Source organism: Chelativorans sp. ZYF759, assembly GCF_012911015.1.
Lineage (GTDB): Bacteria > Pseudomonadota > Alphaproteobacteria > Rhizobiales > Rhizobiaceae > ZYF759.
Map to the genome: position 1 here is coordinate 43,398 of NZ_WVVV01000019.1, position 17,225 is coordinate 60,622.

Sequence of the window (17,225 nt, forward strand, 5' to 3'; positions counted from 1 at the left end):
ATCATCACGAGAAGGAATTCCCCATGCCAAGCGGCCCTTTCGCCCATGTCTGTCTCCTGGTTCACGATCTCGATAAGGCCGTCGAGGACTGGACCAAAATCCTCGGCGTGCTCGATCCCAGGCAACTGGAAAAGCGCCTCGTGCGCTATGATGAGTTCGAGGGCGGCGAGGACCGCATGCGCTGGGCGACCTTCGTCTCCGATCACGGCGCGGAAATCCAGATGATCGAACCCGGTCCGGACACGCCGCTCTGGCGACGCCTGCAGAAGCATGGCGAGCACGTCCATCACATCTGCCTTACGACGAAGGATGTCCCGGGGTCGCTTGAAAAGCTGAAGGAAAGCGGGGTCGAGACGCTCGGCGGCATCTCCAGCGACCCGAACATGCCGTGGCAGGAATGGGGCTGGGTGTCGGGCAAGAGCGCGCACGGCGTTCTCGTCGAGGTGGCCAAGCCCTACGAAACCCGCGACGACGGCAAATGGTATCCCGCCTCGGAAACCTGAGGCGCGCTTTCGGAGGCAGTCGCGTCCGGCGTGGGGCTAACGCCTCGCGCAGGACAGCCGTCTCACGCCGTCGGCATTGTGGTCGAGCCAATGCATCCGTCTCTGCGTCACGAGCCAGTTGGCGTAGGGTATGACCTCGCCGATGGCATGGTTCAACTGGCGATGGTTGAGCGGGCCGGGGAAAAGAGATTGTGTGAGTTCGGCCGCCGAACGGGGCTGTTCGCAGCATGCTTCCACCATTATCTCGCAACGCGAATGGTGATGTTCCCGCTGCAAGGCGATGCGGTCGGCTAGGCCGAAGAACGGCAGATAGTGCCCCGGCAGCACGAGTGCGTCTGGATCGACATCCCCCGCGAGTTCGTCCATCGAGCGCAGGAAAAGCTCATAGGGATTCCCGTCCGGCTCGGTCGGCGGGAGCACGAGTAGTGGCTGTATGCCGCCCAGAATCTGGTCGGCGGAGATCAGCCATCCCTCCTCCGGGCAATGCAGCATCAGCTGGGCAGGAGAGTGTCCCGGCCCGAGCAGGATTTTGAGCCTGCGGTCGCCCAGTTCGAGGATGTCGCCGGCATTGAGCGAGACGAACGTTTCCGGCAGCCCCGTCAATCCATCGCCATAGGCTGCCAGAAGGCCGGCGATCGAGACGGCCGCCTCGCTGCCGACACCGTGGCTGCGCAGGAACGCCTGATATTCGTCCCTGCCGTACCGCCCCGGATCGAGAAGGTCGATCTGGCAGGTCAGGTATTCCACCTGGCTCATATGCAAAGGCGCGCCAAGGGTCCGGCATAGCCAGCCCGCCGCGCCGATATGGTCGATATGGGCGTGGGTGACGATCACCCTGGTAATCCGCTGTCCCATCAAGGGACCATCGAGAAGGCGCCGCCACGTGTCGATGGACCGCGCGTCGCCATACCCCGTATCGATGATCGCCCAACCGTCCGCGTCGGCGAGCAGATAAACATTGGTGTGGCCAACCTTCATCGGCAGGGGGAGGCGCGTCCAGAGCAGTCCGGGCGCGATCTGCGCAACCGTTCCGAAGGCGGGTTGCGAAATGTTGAAGCAGTCCTGCGCGCCTGGCCTGCCGGTTTCGCCTCCGGTCGTCCTGCGAGAGTTCAAAGGTGGAATCCGCCGTCGGCGAGAATGGTCTGCCCGGTGACGTAGCGTGACTTTTCGGTCGCCAGGAAGGTCACCACCTCGGCGACCTCCTCGGCCTTGCCGAAGCGTTGCAGGGCAATGCGCTTGCGCTGGCCTTCCCATATCTGGGGTGAGTGGAGTTCCTTCAGGAACGCTTCTCCGAGCCCGGCGTCGATGATGCCCGGAGCGACGCAGTTGGCGCGGATGCCGTAGCGTCCTTCCTCCTTGGCGACGGCACGGCTCAGCGCTTCGATCCCCGCCTTCGGAACGGATGACAGCGCGTCGCCGGGCGGGTAGCTGCGCGTTGCGACGCTGGTGAGGCTGACGAATGCCCCGCCTTCCTGACGGCGGAAGACGGGCAGCGCCGCGGCGACGAGCCGCGTGAAGCCGAGCAGTTCCGTCTGGATGACGTCGAGCCACTGGCTCTCGCCGATCTGCGACACGTATGGCTGGGCAATGTGAGCGCCCGAGGCAAGGATGACGGCCGGGACCGTGCCGAACGTCTCCGTGGCTGCCGCGAGCGCCCCCGAGACAGATGCGCTATCGGTGATGTCCAACGGCGCGAAGCCGGTCCTGGCGGTGCGGACAAGCTCGCTTGCCAGCGCTTCTGCTGCTTGGCGATTGGAACGATAGGTGAAGAACACGGCCTCGAATTCGTTGGCAAGCGCGCGGCAGATCGCCGTTCCGAGGCCGCCGCTGCCGCCGACCACGAAAGCCGCTCCATCCGATCTGTCGTTTCTCGCCATCCCGTCGCTTCCTTTCCCGCCGTATGCGGCTCATCGCCAGCTTGCGCGCAAGCGCACCCTTACGTCTCCTATCGGTCGACAGGTTTCGTTCCGTGATCGAGCAGTGAAGTATGAGGCAATCGTTAGCAGGGACATCGCCGATGCCATACGATCTCCTCGCAAGCCCGTTCAGGCTTGCCGGGCTGGAGATACCCAACCGCACCGTCATGTCCCCGATGTCGAGCGGGCTGGGCAACGCGGATGGATCCGTGAGCCCGGGACAGGTCGCCTTCTATCGCGAACGCGCCGAGGGTGGGGTCGGGCTGGTCATCGTGGAGTTCACCTGCGTCAACCGCCGCTTCGGCCGAGCGGAGCTGAACCAGCTTGTCCTGGATGGCCGCGACACCCTCGCCAGCCATGGGCGGCTGGCAGCCGCGATCAGGCGCGCGGGCAGCCGGGTGGCGTTGCAGCTCCACGCGGCCGGCCGCCATGTCGACCGCCGCACCGTCGACGGGTTGCCGGGCGGCCCCACCGCCGAGGTGTCGAAGCGCGACGGCGTCACCCCGACGGCTCGCGCGCTGACGCATGGCGAGATCGAGGAGATCATCGACAGTTTCGGCCGCGCGGCCGCGCTGGCGCTGGAGGCGGGATACGAGGCGATCGAAATCCACGGTGCGCACGGCTACCTGCCGATGGCCTTCCTGTCGCCGCTGGCCAACCGGCGGGATGACGCATGGGGCGGCGACTTCGAGCGCCGCCTGCGTTTCGCCGAAAGCGTGGTGCGGCGCGTCAAGAATGCGATCGGGCCGGATCGGCCCCTTCTCTACCGCCTCTCGTCCGCCGAACATCTTCCGGGCGGGCTGACGGTGGAGGACATGGAGCGGATTGCACCGCGCCTGGTCGCTGCCGGGGCGGATTGCCTCGACGTCTCCACGGGCACTCTTGCGGGGAGCCTTGACCTTGCGGTCGATCCGATGTCGATGCCGGAAGGATGGCGCTTCGAGGACAGCCGCCGCATCCGCGCGGCCGCTGGCGCACCGGTCGTCGGCATCGGCCCGGTGCGCTGGCCTGGTACTGCCGAGGATGCGCTGGCAAGAGGCGACGCGGATCTCATCTGCCTCGGGCGACCGTTGCTCGCCGACGCCGCATGGGTGCGGAAGGCCATCGGCGGCGAGGAGAACAGGATACGCGCCTGCACCAATTGCAACTGGTGCTTCACCCGCGTGGTGGAGCACCAGCCGATCGGCTGCGCGGAAAGCCCGCGCACCGGCAACGAGCTGGCCCCGCCATTGCCGGAGAGCGGGCAGGGCCGCGTCGCCGTGGTGGTCGGCGGCGGCCCGGGCGGCATGGCGGCGGCGCTCGATCTCGACCTTTCAGGATATCAGGTCCATCTCTTCGAAGCGCGGGAGCGGCTGGGCGGCGGGCTGACGGTTTCCGCAAGGCCGCCACTCAAGGAGAAGCTGTTCTGGTATCGCGACTACCTCGAGGCCGAGATTGCGAGAAGCGGGATATCGATCCATCTCGGGCATGCGGCCGACGTGCAGACGCTGCTGGCATGCGAGCCCGCCGTGGCGGTCATCGCTACGGGCGCGCAACCGCTGGGCATGGAAATTGAAGGGGCCGACACCGCCACCGTGATAAACGCATACGATCTCCTGGCGGGCGATGTTTTTATCGATGCCGAAGCCAGCCTGCCGGTCGTCGTCTATGGTGGCGGGGAGACCGGCTGCGAAACGGCCGAATATCTTGCCGCCAAAGGCCATAGCGTCGTGATCGTGACCCGCTCGGACGCGCGCCAGCTCGCGCGGTCGGCGGAGGCGATGTACCGCAAGCATCTCGTCAAGCGTCTTTTCGCCAATGACCAGATCATCATCCTCGACAATGCCATGATCGAGGCGCTTCGCGGGAATGTGATCATCGTCCGGCGCAGAGATGGACGCAATTCGAGGCTGGACGCTTCCGCGCTGGTCATCGCCCAGGGCCGCCGGACGGGCGCCGCGCTTGCCAAGCCGCTCGAGCAGGCGGGGGTTGAGGTGACGGTAATCGGCGACGCGAACCATATCGCGCGGATCGGGGACGCGGTGCATTCAGCTCATGGGGCAGTGCGGGGCTTCGTTGGTGGAAACTTGCTCCGCTCTCTGACCTGACGCTCAGTCCAGCAGGCCGAACTGGCGCGCCCTTTCGACGGCGACCGAACGCCGGCGCGTGCCGACCTTGTCGTAGATGCGCTGCATGTACCACTTGACCGAGCCTTCGGTGAGGCCGAGCCTGTCGCCGATCTCCCGGTTGCGCAGGCCCGACGCGACGAAGGTGAGGATTTCCAGTTCACGCCCGGTCATCTTGCCGTCGATGCCGACCTGCTCGTCGGCGTGCTGGTCGGCATCGTCCGCCAGCCGGCCCTTCGATTTGCTCTCGAATGCCGAGAGCAGGTCGTAGGCGAAGAGATCGGCAGGATGCTTCGTCATCAATCCGCTGCCGTAGGATTCGACCAGAAGCTCATGGATCATTACCCCTTCGTCGAGGAAGGCGCGCACGCTGCCGCCTTCCGCCGAAGCGACCAGAGCCTCCCGGAGGGTGCGTTGGGCGGCCCTCAGATCGCCGTTCATGAGCAAGAGCTGGGCAAGAAGCAGGTTCCAGCGGACGAGATGACGGACGGCGCCACGGTGCGCGCAGAACTGCTTCCAGCGCTGCGCCACGACCAGAGCGTCGGCGATGTCGCCCCGGCTGATGGCCAGACGCACCCAGGTTATGGCGACTATGTCGTCGCGCGTGGTGCTTGCGATCTGCGGGCTGACGCTGCGGGCGTCCATCGGTATGGCGCTCGAGCGGGCCAGTTCCAGCGCCCGTTCGGTGTGGCCGGTGCGCAGCAGCAGCCTGATCCGCTCGGCGAGCACGCCCGTTGCCAGCCGGTCGAGGCCGAGCTCGAGCGCGACGGATTTGGCGTCGTCGAGCGCTCGGAACGCCGCGCCCATCTCACCGCGCGCGAAATGCAGCTTCGGCGCCACCAGATAGCCGGACATGAGCTCGTCGATGAAGCCGAACTCACGCGCGACCGGCAGGTAGTCTTTGACGAGTTGCGCAGCCGTGTCCAGATCGTTGCGCTCGTAAGCGAGTTCGGCGAGAGGCAGCGCGGGCAGCGCCGCCAGGCCGGAGCCCGTCCCCGCGAAGCTCACTGCCTGGTCGATCCCGTGCTGGAGCGCGCGGACGGCGGCATCGCTTCGGCCCATGGAGAACAGGGTCGGTCCGACGATCGCCTGCAGCGCGACGAAGGCGAATTTGTAGCCCGACTTGTCGAGGACGGCGCGGGCCTTGGCTTCCAGCTTTTCGAGTTGGGCATATTTGAATTGCTCGCGCTGGGCCCGCAGCATCTGGCCGTAAAGCGTGCAGGTGATATAGGGCTTGCTCTCGCCCATCTCGCGCAGCAGCATGTTGCTCAGATCCTCGACGATCGCGAAATCGTCTTCTGCGGCCGCGAGCATCATCCGGCGGTGGTTCAACAAGAGCGAGAGGTGGTGGAAGCGTTCCTCGCTCAGTCCTTCGGCCTGCATCTCCTCTATGCGCGCTGTAGCGAGTGCGATCGCCTCGCGCGCTTCCTCACAACGCAGGTTGCGGATGCGCAGCCATGCGACGGACAGCAAGATCTGCGGATGACGGATCAGGATCGTGCGATCAAGCATCTCCGCCTGCCGCACGACGAATGTCAGCTTGCCGTTGTAGACGAGATTCTCGCAAGTTTCCTCGAGGATGGTCGCGAACCAGGATTGATCCCCGGACTTGACCGCGTGATCGAGCGCTTCGATCACCTGCCCGTTCTCGAAGAACCACCGGCTTGCGCGCAGGTGGATGCGCGCGGCTGCATTGCGGTCGATGTCGGCGAGCCGGCGCGACAAGAAGCCGGAGAACAGGCCGTGATACCTGTACCAGACCTGTTCGTTGTCGAGCCTGACGAGGAAAAGCCCCGCCGCCTCGATGCGGGCCAGAAGCTCGCGGCTATTGGTCCTTCCCGTGACCGCGTCGCACAGGTCAATGCTCATGCGTTCGAGCAGGCAGGTGTTCAGCAGGAATTCCTGCAGATCAGGCGGTTGGGAGCCGAACACATCCTCGGAGAAGAAATCCGCGATGATGCTCTTGCTGCCACTGAAGGACGCGATCAACTGGGCACGGTCGGGCTCCCGCAGCATCGCCAGATTGGCGAGCTTCAACCCAGCGGCCCATCCTTCCGTTCGCACGACAAGGCTTTCGACGTCGGTGTCGGGCAGGTCCGCCTGGTTTGCTGCGGCAAGCAGGTTTCTCGTTTCCTCGATTGTGAAACGCAGATCGCTCATGCCGATCTCGTTCAGCAGCCCGTGGGCGCGCAGGCGCGCAAGCGGCAGTTCCGGGGTTTCGCGCGTGGCCAGCGTGATGGTCACGTTCGAGGGCAGGCGCTCGATGAAACGGCCCAGCACATGCATGTTTTCTGTCGGCAGCATGTGGACGTCGTCGATGAGGAGATGGATGGACTTCTCGATCCGTGACAGGCACTCGATCGCCGCGCCGAGTTCAGCGTCGGTCGTGACGAACGCCTCCGTCGAAAAATGGTGGGCAAGACGGTCGCGGAACTCGGCAATGTTCTCCGACAGCGCCGAGAGGATCTGGCCCATGATGTCGGTCGCATAACCGTCAAGGGCCAGCCACGCGACCAGTTCACCGCGCGCCGCGAGGTCGCCGTGCCATTGCAGAAGGATCGTGCTCTTGCCGAATCCGGCAGGTGCCTGGACAAGCGTGAGCCTGACCTGAGCCGACTTGCCTAGATGCTCCAAAAGACGGGGTCTCGCAACAACTCCGGTTTCGATGCGCGGCGGCAGCAGCGCCGTCCTCACGACCTTCATGATTTCTCCTCACCCATATGCGGACGATCTGCTCCCACTCCTCCCGAGCCGGCTCGTCCCTATAGCTGCTGGCCGACAGCGTATATGAAACGCCCACCGGCGGCCATGCTGCGATCACTCTCCATCCACTCATTGCATATGCGATAACAAATCGACGGCATCCTATCGCGAGATAGGTGCTGGGAGAAAATCTTTCCATGAGGGTGCGTGCGAAACAAGGCAGGTGACCATGGATTTCGAGCTTTCCGAAGAGGTGCGGTCCTTCCGAGAGACGGTGCGGCGGTGGGTTGACGCCGAGGTGCCCAAGAGCTGGTCGCGCGAACTCGAGCGCGACGAGCACAATTATCCCTTCGCCCTCTGGGACAAGTTCACCGAGGCTGGGTTCCACGGCATCGGCATCGACGAGAAATATGGCGGACAGGGCGGCGACGTCATCATGCAGATGACGTTGGCCCGCGAATTGGCCCGTTCGCTCGGCGGCCTGGCCTGGATCTGGGGCATCACCTCCTTTGCCGGCGGCAAATCGATAGGAATCTACGGCTCGGAAGAACAGAAGCAACGCTTCCTGCCGCCGATCGCCAGGGGCGAACTGCGCGCGGCGATCGCCTTCACGGAACCAGGCGGCGGAACCGACGTGCTGGGCGCGCTTAGGACCAATGCGGTGCGGGGAGACGGCGGTTGGATCCTGTCGGGCGAGAAGATATGGTCTTCTTCCTCCCATGTCGCCGATTATCTCCTCGTGCTCGCCCGCACCGACAAGAACGTCGAGAAGCAGCACCACGGCGTATCGCTGTTCTTCGTTCCCGCCACGCAGAAGGGGATCAAGATCACCCCACTGCCGAAGCTCGGCATGCGCTCGATCGGCTCCTGCACGGTGAACTTCGACGAGGTCTTCGTGTCCGACGCGGATGTGCTCGGAGAGCCGGGCCGTGCCTGGTACATGCTGCTGCCGACGCTCAACAACGAGCGGATCATGGTCGCAGCCTTCTGCGCAGGGGTCATCGACGGCGTGCTTGAAGATGCGCTCGACTACATGAAGCAGCGCAAGGCGTTCGGCAAGCCGATCGGCCAGTTCCAGGTGCTCCAACATTATGTCGCCGACATCGCCACATGGCGTCAGCAGGTCGAACTGATGCTGTTCTACACCGCAAGCCTTCAGTCGGCCGGCAAGGAATGTGGAATGGAATCCAGCATGCTCAAGGTCTTCGCCTCCGACAGCGCCGTCAAGGCGGCGGACCTCGGCATCCAGATTCTCGGCGGCATGGGCTACTCGGCCGAGACCGATATGCAGCGTTACTGGCGCGATGCCAGGCTGTGGCAGATCGGACCGATCACCAACGAGATGGCGCGCAACGGAATAGCAGAGCGGCTGGGGCTGCCCCGCTCGTTCTGAGTTCACGGTTTTAAGGAAGGCGGCGTGGAACGATGAAAGCATTGGTTCTGAACGAGGCCAAGGGGCCGCAAAGCGTCGTTGTGCAGGAGGAGCCGACACCTTCGCCGAAGACGGGCGAGGTTCGCGTCGCAATCCGTGCCGCCTCGCTGAATCACCGCGAGTTGTGGATCAGCCGGGGCCAATACCCCGGCATGAACCTTCCATGCATCCTCGGTGCCGACGGTGCCGGAGTGGTGGATGCGGTAGGCGAGGGCGTGGATGGCGGGCTCGTCGGCAAGGAGGTCGTGCTCTATCCGGCGCTCAACTGGGGTGACAGCCCAGACTTTCCGTCCAAGGATTTCTGCCTGCTCGGCATGCCGGTCCCAGGCACGATCGCCGATTTCATTTGCGTTCCGGCGGAGAACGTCTTCGAGAAGCCGGCGTCCCTGAGCTTCGAGCAGGCAGCAGCGCTACCGACCGCTGCGTTGACGGCATGGCGCGCGGTGACCGTCAAGGCACGGGTCAAGCCGGGCGACAAGGTGCTCATAACGGGCATCGGCGGCGGCGTGGCCATGTTCGCCCTTAAATTCTGCGTGGCGCTGAATGCCGAAGTCTACGTCACCAGCGGCGACGAGTCCAATCTGGCGAAGGCGGCCGAACTCGGGGCGGCGGGCGGCTTCAACTATCGCGACGAGGATTGGGGCAAGGCTGCGCGCAAGACGGCGGGCGGGTTCGACGTGGTGATCGACGGCGCGCCGGCCGCCGCCTATGGCAGCTACGCGCGCGCGCTCAGCTTCGGCGCCAAGGTCGTCATCTACGGATCGACGCGAGGCCCCCAATTCACTCTCAACGCGCCGGAGCTGTTCCTGCGCCATGCGACTGTCTTCGGGACGGCGATGGGCAACCTCGACGATTTCAGGGGTATGCTGGATTTCGTAGGCGACAAGCAGATCAAACCGGTGATCGATCGGACAGTTACGATCGCGAACGCTGGAGAGGCCTTCGACCTTCTGGAAAGCAACCATTTCGGCAAGATCGTCATCACCCTTTGAGGGATGACAGGCAAACGGTATCAAGACGTGACTGATCTCTTCGACATAAGCGGCAAGGTAGCGGTTGTCACCGGCGGGGCGAATGGCCTGGGCCGGATGATCGCCGAGGGGCTGGTCGACGCGGGCGCGACGGTCTACATTACCTCCCGCAAGCAGGCGGATGCGGAAGGCGCAGCGGAGCAGATGTTCGCTCGCGGCCGCGGCCGGTGCATCGGTCTCACCGCGGACCTTTCCACACCGGAAGCGGCCGCAGACCTTGCCCGCGTCGTGAGCGAGCGCGAGCCCAAGGTGCATATCCTCGTCAACAACGCGGGCCGCACTTGGGGCGCACCGCTCGAGAGCTTCCCCGACAAGGCTTGGCCCGGCGTGCTGGCCGTCAACGTGCAGACACCCTTTACGCTGGTCCGCGAGTTGCTGCCGGCTCTTCGCAACGCGGCAAATGCGGATGATCCGGCGCGCATCATAAATATCGGTTCGGTCGCTGGAGCCGCCGCCGAGCGCCTTTCCGCCTATTCCTATGCGGCCAGCAAGGCGGCGATCCATCATCTGTCGAAGGTCTTGGCCGCCGATCTGGCTAGCGACAGCATCACTGTCAACGCGCTGTTGCCCGGTTACTTCCCCACACAGATGACGTCTCACATCAGGGCCGAGGAGGAGAAGCTCTCCGAACTGATCGAGCGGGTTCCGTTGGGCCGGCTGGGCTCGGCTGCGGACATCGCCGGCGCGTGCATCTTTCTCGCCTCCAAGGCGGGCGCTTATGTGACGGGAACGCAGCTTTCAGTCGATGGAGGCATGCTTGGCTGCCGCTAAAACACCGCCGCCGCACCCGGAGTTACCTGACGTGCCGCCGATCGTTTCCGCTCATTTTACCACGCCGGAGGGACTTCGTCTGGCGACCGATATCGCGGGCGATCCGTGGCGCCCTCGCGTTATCTTCGTCCACGGAGGCGGACAGAGCAGGCGTTCTTGGCGTAGCGCCCTGCAGAGAATGGCGGCCGCCGGCTTTTCCGTCGTCTCGCTCGACCTTCGCGGCCATGGCGAAAGCGATTGGGCCGAGGATGGCGACTACTCGTTGGAGGCGCATACGCGCGACCTGACGGCGATCGTTCGAGCCATGCCTTCACGCCCGAGTATCGTCGGGGCCTCGCTTGGTGGGAGGGTCGCATTGCAGACCGCCGCGGCGCTCGGCGCGGAAAGCATCAGATCGCTGGTCCTGGTCGATTCGACGCCGCGCATGAACGCGGCCGGCTTGGAGCGGGTCAGCAATTTTCTTCGCGCCAGCATGGTAGGCTTCGACTCGATCGAGGAAGCTACCCGCACCCTTGAGACCTATGCCGAGAGGGAGATCGGGCACAACTATTTCAGACTCAGCCACTCCATACGTACCGGAGCAGACGGGCGAATTTACTGGCGATGGGACCCGAAGGCGGCGCTGGACAGGTACCTTTCCCCCGACGCCATCGAGGAAAGGCTTTCGGCTGCCGCCGCGAGCCTGACAATGCCGACATTGCTCGTGCGCGGCACGCTCAGCGACCTCGTGACCGACGATTGCGTTGCCGATTTCCGGCACACTCTCCCAACCACCGAAGTCTTCGACATCGTCGGCGGCGGGCATCTGATGAAGACGCAGCGCCTGGAGGTGTTCTGCGACGCAACGATCGATTTCCTGAAACGCCACGAGGAGGCGGCCTGACTTTGCGCGCGCCGCAAGGAATGAGCACGGCAAAAAGAGGCAGCGGCCTCTCTGTATGCACGGGAAGAAACACCGACAGGGAACCCAATGGACTTCAGCTTTTCCGAAGAGCAGATCGCATTCCGCGACATGGTTCGCCGCTGGGTGGACGCCGAAGTGCCCAAGAGCCTTTCACGGGAGCTTGAGGCGAAAGAGAAGGAGTATCCCTTCGTCCTCTGGGACAAGTTCAGGGAAGCGGGCTTCTTCGGAATCGGCATCGACGAGGAGTATGGGGGGCAAGGCGGCGACGTGCTCACCCAGATGATCTTTGCCCGCGAAGTGGCGAGATCGGTCGGTGGGCTGCTCTGGGTCTGGGGCCTGACCTCCTTCGCTGGAGCCAAGTCGATCGGCGTCTATGGCAGCGAGGAACAGAAGCGGCGTTTCCTGCCCGAGATCGCGGCCGGAGACTGCCGGGTGTCGATCGGCTTCACCGAGCCTGGCGGCGGAACCGACGTCCTGGGTGCGATGCGCACCACCGCGACGCGCACGGAAGGCGGCTGGCTTGTTTCGGGCGAGAAGATGTGGTCCTCGGCTTCCCATGTCGCCGACTACATCCTGCTGCTCGCCCGCACCGACAGGAATGTCGAGAAGCGCCATCACGGCCTGACCCTGTTCTTCGTTCCGGCGAAGTCCGAAGGCATCACCAACACCACCCTTTCCAAGCTCGGCATGCGTTCGATCGGATCGAGCACCGTGCATTTCGACAACGTCTTCGTGCCGGACGACCTGGTGCTGGGCGAGCCGGGGCGCGCTTGGTACATGCTTTTGCCGACGCTCAACAACGAGCGCATAATGGTCGCCGCGCAATGCCTCGGCGCCATTGACGGCGTGCTTGAGGACGCGCTGGATTACATGAAGCAGCGCAAGGCGTTCGGCCAGCCGATCGGCAGGTTCCAGGCATTGCAGCATTATGTCGCCGACATCGCCACATGGCGGATGCAGGTGGAACTCATGTTGCACTACACGGCCTGGCTCCAGTCGACCGGCCAGGAATGCGGCACGCAGGCCAACATGCTCAAGATGATCGCTTCCGAATATGCCGTGAAAGCGGCCGACCTCGGCATCCAGATACTCGGCGGCATGGGATATTCGGCCGAGACCGACATGCAGCGCTACTGGCGTGATCACCGCATCCTGCGCATCACGCCGATCTCCAACGAAATGGTCCGCAATTCGATCGCCGAGTCGCTCGGCCTTCCACGCTCGTTCTGACAGGGGAAATCCGACCGACCATGACCATACCCGAACTTCCCGACGTCGTCGGACACAGCCTCGACGGCGCGAACTATGTGATCTCGGCGGAGCAGAATCGGACGCTCTGCCATTCGCTCGGTGTGGAGCCCGATGCCGGCGGCAAGGCCCACCCGGTCTATTTCTATATCGCCACGCAGGTCGGCATGGGCGAGACCGTGGCCGGCCTGTGTGCGCTTTGCAATTTCGATGTGGAGGACGGCCCGATGATGGGCACGTGCGACGTCACATATTTCCGGCCGCTGATGACGGGCGAGCCCTACCGGGTGCGCGGCCGCATCCTCGGCCTGACCCGCAAGCGGAGCCGCAAGCTCGGAATCATGGATCTGGTCGAGTACCAGCTCCACCTCGATCTGCCCGACGGCACGCGCGCCTGCTCCGTCACCAACAGCTGGATACTTCCCAGGGGGCACGAAGATGGCAATTGAGCCGGGAATGTCGCTGCCGCCGCTGAAGGTGGATTTCGTCAGCCCGGAGACCATGAAGGCCTGGGCGCCGATCCTCGAGGACCCCAACCCCATCCATCTCGACCGCGAGGTCGTGCGCGCCAAGGGGCTGGGCGACCGGCTCATCAACCAGGGGCCGATCAATCTCAGCTACATCATCAACATGCTGCAAGCGGCCCTGCCGGGCGGCTTCATCGAATCCATTTCGAACCGCTTCGTGGACAATGTCTATGAGGGGGACGCGCTGGAAGCCGGCGCGACGGTGACGACAGTCGCGCGGAGCGGCGATACAGTCCGCGTCGCCTGCGATTTCACGCTGAAAGCCGAGGAGCGCGACATTGTCATCACAGGAACGGCGGTCGTGGAATTGCCGGCCGCCGTTTTCGATGCGCTGGGCTGAAGGCGAGGGCATGAGGCGGGGAGGACACCGATGATTTTCGTCTCGATGACGATCGACGCGCTTCCGGGGCAGCGCGACCTGCTAGCCGCGGCAATGGCCGACATGATGGCGGAGACACGTCGCGAATCCGGATGCATCGTCTACACCTATGCGCGCGATCTTGCCGATCCCGATCGCTTCCACCTCTGCGAGATGTGGGAGACGCTCGCGGCGATGGAAGACCATATCGACGCCGGGCATTCGCTGCGCTTCACGTCGGTGCTCGGTGATGTGGCGAAGATCTCTCAGGTCAAGGCCTTCGGCGGCGACGTCGAAAAGGTCAGGATCCGCGCACCGGCCCCGCGTGGCGGGTGAGCGGCCGGCGGAGTACGGAAGCCTTGGATTCGTTCGACTACATCGTCGTCGGCGCCGGCGCGGCGGGGTCAATCGTCGCCTATCGGCTTGGCGAGGCTGGCTACAATGTGCTCGTGGTCGAGGCGGGGCCACCCGATAGGAACCCCTATATCAAGATTCCTGCCGGCTTCATGAAGACGCTCTTCGATCCACGCTTGACGTGGCAGATGGCGCATGCGCCATCCGAGGGGACCAATGGCCGCGCGATCCACGTTGTCCAGGGTCGCACGCTCGGTGGTTCCAGCTCCGTCAACGGGCTGATCTACAATCGCGGCCAAGCGGCCGATTATGACGGCTGGGAAGTGCTGGGCAATCGCGGCTGGGCCTACGGCGACGTGCTGCCCTTCTTCAAGCGGACCGAGCGCCGTATCGGCCCCGGCGACGATGCGTTCCGCGGTCGTGAAGGCCGGCTTCCGGTCACGACGCCGGTGTGGCCGAGCCCGATCAGCGACGCCTTCGTTCAGGCGGCGATCGAAAGCGGTATTCCGTTCAACTCCGACCATAATGGGGAAAAGCAGGCCGGCGTCGGCAGCTATCAGAGCGCCATCTTTCGAGGGCGCCGGGTCAGCACCGCCGACGCCTTCCTGCGCCCCGCGGCCCGTCGGTTCGCGGTATCGGTGGCTACGCGCTGTCAGGTCAGCGAAATCCTGTTCGACGGCAGGCGCGCGATGGGGGTTTCCTATTTCCGCGAAGGCGAATCCGTTCCGCGTCGAGCCGATGCCCGGCTCGGCGTGGTCGTATCGGCGGGGGCCATCAACACGCCGAAGCTGCTCCAGCTTTCCGGAATCGGCCCCGCCGACCTGCTGAGAAGCCACGGCATCGATGTCCGGCAGGATCTGCCAGGCGTCGGAGAGAATCTGCGCGACCACTACAGCCCGAGGCTCGTTGCAAGGGCGCGGCACGGCAAGGGCAGCGTGAACGGCCGCGAAAGGGGCTGGAAGCTTGCTGCCGAAGGCGCGAAATGGATGCTGGGCCAGCCGAGCATATTGAGCGTCAGCCCCGCCCTCCTCCATGTGTTCTGGAAGAGCGACGCGTCGCTCGCCGATCCCGACTATGCGCTGGTCTTCACCCCGGCGAGCTACCGGCGCGGTTACATCGGCAAGCTCGACGCGTTTCCGGGCGTGACCTGCGGCGTCTGGACGATGCGTCCGCGCAGCACGGGTGCGGTACGCATCGCCGGCGCCGATTTCCGCGAGAACCCGTTCACCCAGCCGAACTATTTTTCGCACGACTACGACCGAAAGGTCACGCTGGCCGCCCTGCGTGCGGCGCGCGCCCTTCTGGCAAGCCCCGCCATGTGTCCTCACATCGAGGCCGAGACCTTTCCCGGCCCCGACGTTCGGACCGACGACGAACTGCTCGATTTCGTACGCGCGGAGGGGAACTCCTCCAACCATCTCGTCGGGACGGCGACAATGGGGCCGGAGGGCGATCGCATGGCGGTGCTCGACGAGAGGCTTCGGGTGCGGGGCATTGAGGGGCTTTCTGTAATCGACTCTTCGATCATGCCGACGATGCCATCCGGCAACACTTGGGCGGCGACGATGATGATCGCCGAGAAGGGGGCCGACATGCTGATCGCCGACGCGCGCCGCGGGGCGGGGAAAGCGGCGTGAGAGAATACGACTTCATCATCGTGGGCGCGGGTTCGGCCGGTTGCGTTCTTGCCGAGCGGCTGTCCGCGAAGCCCTCCAGCCGGGTTCTTCTGGTGGAAAGCGGCGGCGAGAATCGTCACCCCTTTGTCACCATGCCGCGCGGATTCGGCCGCATCAATGGCGATCCCGCCTACAACTGGATCTACAAGGCGCTGCCAACAGGAGGTGGCAACCGCTCCGAGCATTGGCTGAGGGGGCGCGGGCTGGGGGGCTCCAGCGCCGTCAACGGCTCGGTCTATGTGCGCGGCCTGCCGGACGATTTCGACGAGTGGGAGGCGTTGGGCTGCGACGGCTGGGGATGGGCCGACATGGCCCGCTGTTTCGAGGCGATGGAAGGCGGACCCGGCGGCGGGAACGGGCCGCTCGCCGTGACGCCTCATCCCGCCGCCAAGCCGCTGTGCGACGCGGTGATCGGCGCGGCCGCGGGCCTCGGCGTGCCGCCCTGCGGCGACCTCAACGCGCTGAACGGCGCGGGCGTCGGCTACCAGCCGCGCACCATATTTCGCGGGCGGCGGCAGAGCGCGGCGGTCGCATTCCTCGAAAAGGCGCGGAAACGGCACAATCTCGACATCCTCACCCACACGGATGTCCTGCGCGTCGTCTTCGACGGCCGCCGGGCTGTCGGCGTGGAGTTGCGCGGCCGCGACGGGCGCGGCTTCGTGCAAAGGGGCAGGGAGATCATCCTTTCCGCGGGCACGATCAATTCCCCGAAGCTCTTGATGCTCTCGGGCATCGGACCCGCCCGCCAGTTGCAGGCGTTCGGGCTGGACGTGGTCGCCGACTCGCCCGAGGTGGGGCTCAACCTGCGCGAACACCGGCTGCTTTCGCTTCAGTTCGCCGTGTCTCGCGGCAGCGACAACCCCGCCTTTTCAGGCTGGAGAATGATCGCCAGCGCGCTGCGCTACTATCTGGTGCGGAGCGGGCCGCTCGCCCACGCGGCTTTCGAGGTGGGCGGGTTCGTGCGCGTCCTGCCCGGCGGGACGAGGCCGGATGCGCAGATCGGCTTCGCCCCCATATCTCTCGACAAATCGACCCTGAAGCTGAAGCTCGAACGGCACGAGGGCGCGCTTTGCGGCGGCTATCCGATGCGGCCTGAAAGCGCTGGCTCGCTGACGCTGAGCTCGTCCAACCCCGATGCACTGCCGGTTATCGACCCCAATTACCTGGCAGAGGAGGCGGATCGGGCCATATCGGTCGCGACCGTCCGCTTCATCCGGGCGCTGTTCGCGCAACCGGCGCTCGAAGCCTTCGAACCCGTGGAGACGTGGCCCGGCCCGGCTGTCGGCACGGACGACGAGATCATCGACGCGTTCCACCTGTTCGGCGGAGCCGGATTCCACGCGGCGGGAACCTGCCGTATGGGGTCCGACGCGGGGTCGGTCGTTGACACGCGCACGAGAGTGCGGGGTGTCGAAGGGTTGCGCGTGGTGGACATTTCGATCATGCCGCGTCTCGTCTCCGGCAACACTAACGCTCCCGCCATGGCGATGGCGTTGCGGGCGGCGGAAATGATCGCGGCAAGCTGAGGAAGCGCCTGGAAAAAAAGACATTGCATCCGCAATAATGCGTGCGTTCAAGCCGAACTATCTCCTGTCGGGTGCCTAGCCGAGTTGACGAAAGTGAGGTCGTGGGACCGATAGCGGGAGAAAACGCCACGAGGGCTCCAATTGCAGGAGCGCTTATCTGACCCGCTTTCC

The 17,225-nt window shown here is 64.7% G+C and carries 15 protein-coding genes; 12 read left to right on the top strand and 3 right to left on the bottom strand.

The window, feature by feature from the left end; genetic code table 11:
* The first annotated feature begins 23 nt into the window (after window positions 1-23).
* Window positions 24-503, top strand: coding sequence for a VOC family protein (locus GRZ55_RS20765; RefSeq protein ID WP_169288866.1), 480 nt, complete (start codon window positions 24-26; stop codon window positions 501-503).
* Between the two features lie 36 nt (window positions 504-539).
* On the opposite strand, the gene GRZ55_RS20770 is transcribed toward GRZ55_RS20765, so the two are convergent.
* Both GRZ55_RS20770 and GRZ55_RS20775 read right to left on the bottom strand, forming a co-directional pair.
* A complete protein-coding gene (locus GRZ55_RS20770) occupies window positions 540-1,616 on the bottom strand; it encodes an MBL fold metallo-hydrolase (protein ID WP_169288867.1) in 1,077 nt (358 codons plus the stop codon).
* Complete coding sequence (locus GRZ55_RS20775) at window positions 1,613-2,380, bottom strand: SDR family NAD(P)-dependent oxidoreductase (RefSeq protein WP_169288868.1); 768 nt, start codon at window positions 2,378-2,380, stop codon at window positions 1,613-1,615. The genes GRZ55_RS20770 and GRZ55_RS20775 overlap by 4 nt, the downstream gene beginning before the upstream one ends.
* Before the next feature lie 140 nt (window positions 2,381-2,520).
* Between GRZ55_RS20775 and GRZ55_RS20780 the strand changes: the two genes are divergently transcribed.
* Window positions 2,521-4,506: an FAD-dependent oxidoreductase gene (locus tag GRZ55_RS20780; RefSeq protein ID WP_169288869.1), complete on the top strand. Its 1,986-nt coding sequence runs from the start codon at window positions 2,521-2,523 to the stop codon at window positions 4,504-4,506.
* Window positions 4,507-4,509: 3 nt separating this feature from the next.
* On the opposite strand, the gene GRZ55_RS20785 is transcribed toward GRZ55_RS20780, so the two are convergent.
* Window positions 4,510-7,227, bottom strand: a complete 2,718-nt coding sequence (locus GRZ55_RS20785) for a LuxR C-terminal-related transcriptional regulator (RefSeq protein ID WP_169288870.1) — start codon at window positions 7,225-7,227, stop codon at window positions 4,510-4,512.
* Between the two features lie 229 nt (window positions 7,228-7,456).
* On the opposite strand from GRZ55_RS20785, the gene GRZ55_RS20790 reads away from it, so the two are divergent.
* The 10 genes from GRZ55_RS20790 to GRZ55_RS20835 all read left to right on the top strand — a co-directional run bounded on the left by GRZ55_RS20790 (window position 7,457) and on the right by GRZ55_RS20835 (window position 17,054).
* Window positions 7,457-8,620, top strand: coding sequence for an acyl-CoA dehydrogenase family protein (locus GRZ55_RS20790; protein ID WP_169288871.1), 1,164 nt, complete (start codon window positions 7,457-7,459; stop codon window positions 8,618-8,620).
* Between the two features lie 32 nt (window positions 8,621-8,652).
* Complete coding sequence (locus GRZ55_RS20795) at window positions 8,653-9,651, top strand: zinc-binding dehydrogenase (protein ID WP_169288872.1); 999 nt, start codon at window positions 8,653-8,655, stop codon at window positions 9,649-9,651.
* A 27-nt stretch (window positions 9,652-9,678) separates the two neighbouring features.
* Window positions 9,679-10,461 (top strand): SDR family oxidoreductase, encoded by a 783-nt coding sequence (locus GRZ55_RS20800; protein ID WP_169288873.1) that lies wholly within the window; start codon window positions 9,679-9,681, stop codon window positions 10,459-10,461.
* Complete coding sequence (locus tag GRZ55_RS20805; RefSeq protein WP_246734909.1) at window positions 10,436-11,344, top strand: alpha/beta fold hydrolase; 909 nt, start codon at window positions 10,436-10,438, stop codon at window positions 11,342-11,344. The genes GRZ55_RS20800 and GRZ55_RS20805 overlap by 26 nt, the downstream gene beginning before the upstream one ends.
* A gap of 87 nt (window positions 11,345-11,431) precedes the next feature.
* Complete coding sequence (locus GRZ55_RS20810) at window positions 11,432-12,595, top strand: acyl-CoA dehydrogenase family protein (protein ID WP_169288875.1); 1,164 nt, start codon at window positions 11,432-11,434, stop codon at window positions 12,593-12,595.
* Window positions 12,596-12,615: 20 nt separating this feature from the next.
* A complete protein-coding gene (locus tag GRZ55_RS20815; RefSeq protein ID WP_169288876.1) occupies window positions 12,616-13,062 on the top strand; it encodes a hotdog fold domain-containing protein in 447 nt (148 codons plus the stop codon).
* The gene (locus tag GRZ55_RS20820) at window positions 13,052-13,480 is read left to right on the top strand and encodes a MaoC family dehydratase (RefSeq protein WP_169288877.1); all 429 of its coding nucleotides are present in this window, start codon (window positions 13,052-13,054) and stop codon (window positions 13,478-13,480) included. Before GRZ55_RS20815 ends, GRZ55_RS20820 begins: the two co-directional genes overlap by 11 nt.
* Before the next feature lie 30 nt (window positions 13,481-13,510).
* Window positions 13,511-13,834, top strand: coding sequence for a putative quinol monooxygenase (locus GRZ55_RS20825; protein ID WP_169288878.1), 324 nt, complete (start codon window positions 13,511-13,513; stop codon window positions 13,832-13,834).
* 23 nt (window positions 13,835-13,857) lie between these two features.
* A complete protein-coding gene (locus GRZ55_RS20830) occupies window positions 13,858-15,489 on the top strand; it encodes a GMC family oxidoreductase (RefSeq protein WP_169288879.1) in 1,632 nt (543 codons plus the stop codon).
* The gene (locus GRZ55_RS20835; RefSeq protein WP_169288880.1) at window positions 15,486-17,054 is read left to right on the top strand and encodes a GMC family oxidoreductase N-terminal domain-containing protein; all 1,569 of its coding nucleotides are present in this window, start codon (window positions 15,486-15,488) and stop codon (window positions 17,052-17,054) included. Before GRZ55_RS20830 ends, GRZ55_RS20835 begins: the two co-directional genes overlap by 4 nt.
* Window positions 17,055-17,225: the final 171 nt, after the last annotated feature.

Coding starts and splice junctions, on each gene's coding strand:
- GRZ55_RS20765 (WP_169288866.1), top strand. CDS start 24: ATGCCAAGCGGCCCTTTCGCCCATGTCTGTCTCCTGGTTCACGATCTC.
- GRZ55_RS20775 (WP_169288868.1), bottom strand. CDS start 2,380: ATGGCGAGAAACGACAGATCGGATGGAGCGGCTTTCGTGGTCGGCGGC.
- GRZ55_RS20780 (WP_169288869.1), top strand. CDS start 2,521: ATGCCATACGATCTCCTCGCAAGCCCGTTCAGGCTTGCCGGGCTGGAG.
- GRZ55_RS20785 (WP_169288870.1), bottom strand. CDS start 7,227: ATGAAGGTCGTGAGGACGGCGCTGCTGCCGCCGCGCATCGAAACCGGA.
- GRZ55_RS20790 (WP_169288871.1), top strand. CDS start 7,457: ATGGATTTCGAGCTTTCCGAAGAGGTGCGGTCCTTCCGAGAGACGGTG.
- GRZ55_RS20795 (WP_169288872.1), top strand. CDS start 8,653: ATGAAAGCATTGGTTCTGAACGAGGCCAAGGGGCCGCAAAGCGTCGTT.
- GRZ55_RS20805 (WP_246734909.1), top strand. CDS start 10,436: ATGGAGGCATGCTTGGCTGCCGCTAAAACACCGCCGCCGCACCCGGAG.
- GRZ55_RS20810 (WP_169288875.1), top strand. CDS start 11,432: ATGGACTTCAGCTTTTCCGAAGAGCAGATCGCATTCCGCGACATGGTT.
- GRZ55_RS20815 (WP_169288876.1), top strand. CDS start 12,616: ATGACCATACCCGAACTTCCCGACGTCGTCGGACACAGCCTCGACGGC.
- GRZ55_RS20820 (WP_169288877.1), top strand. CDS start 13,052: ATGGCAATTGAGCCGGGAATGTCGCTGCCGCCGCTGAAGGTGGATTTC.
- GRZ55_RS20825 (WP_169288878.1), top strand. CDS start 13,511: ATGATTTTCGTCTCGATGACGATCGACGCGCTTCCGGGGCAGCGCGAC.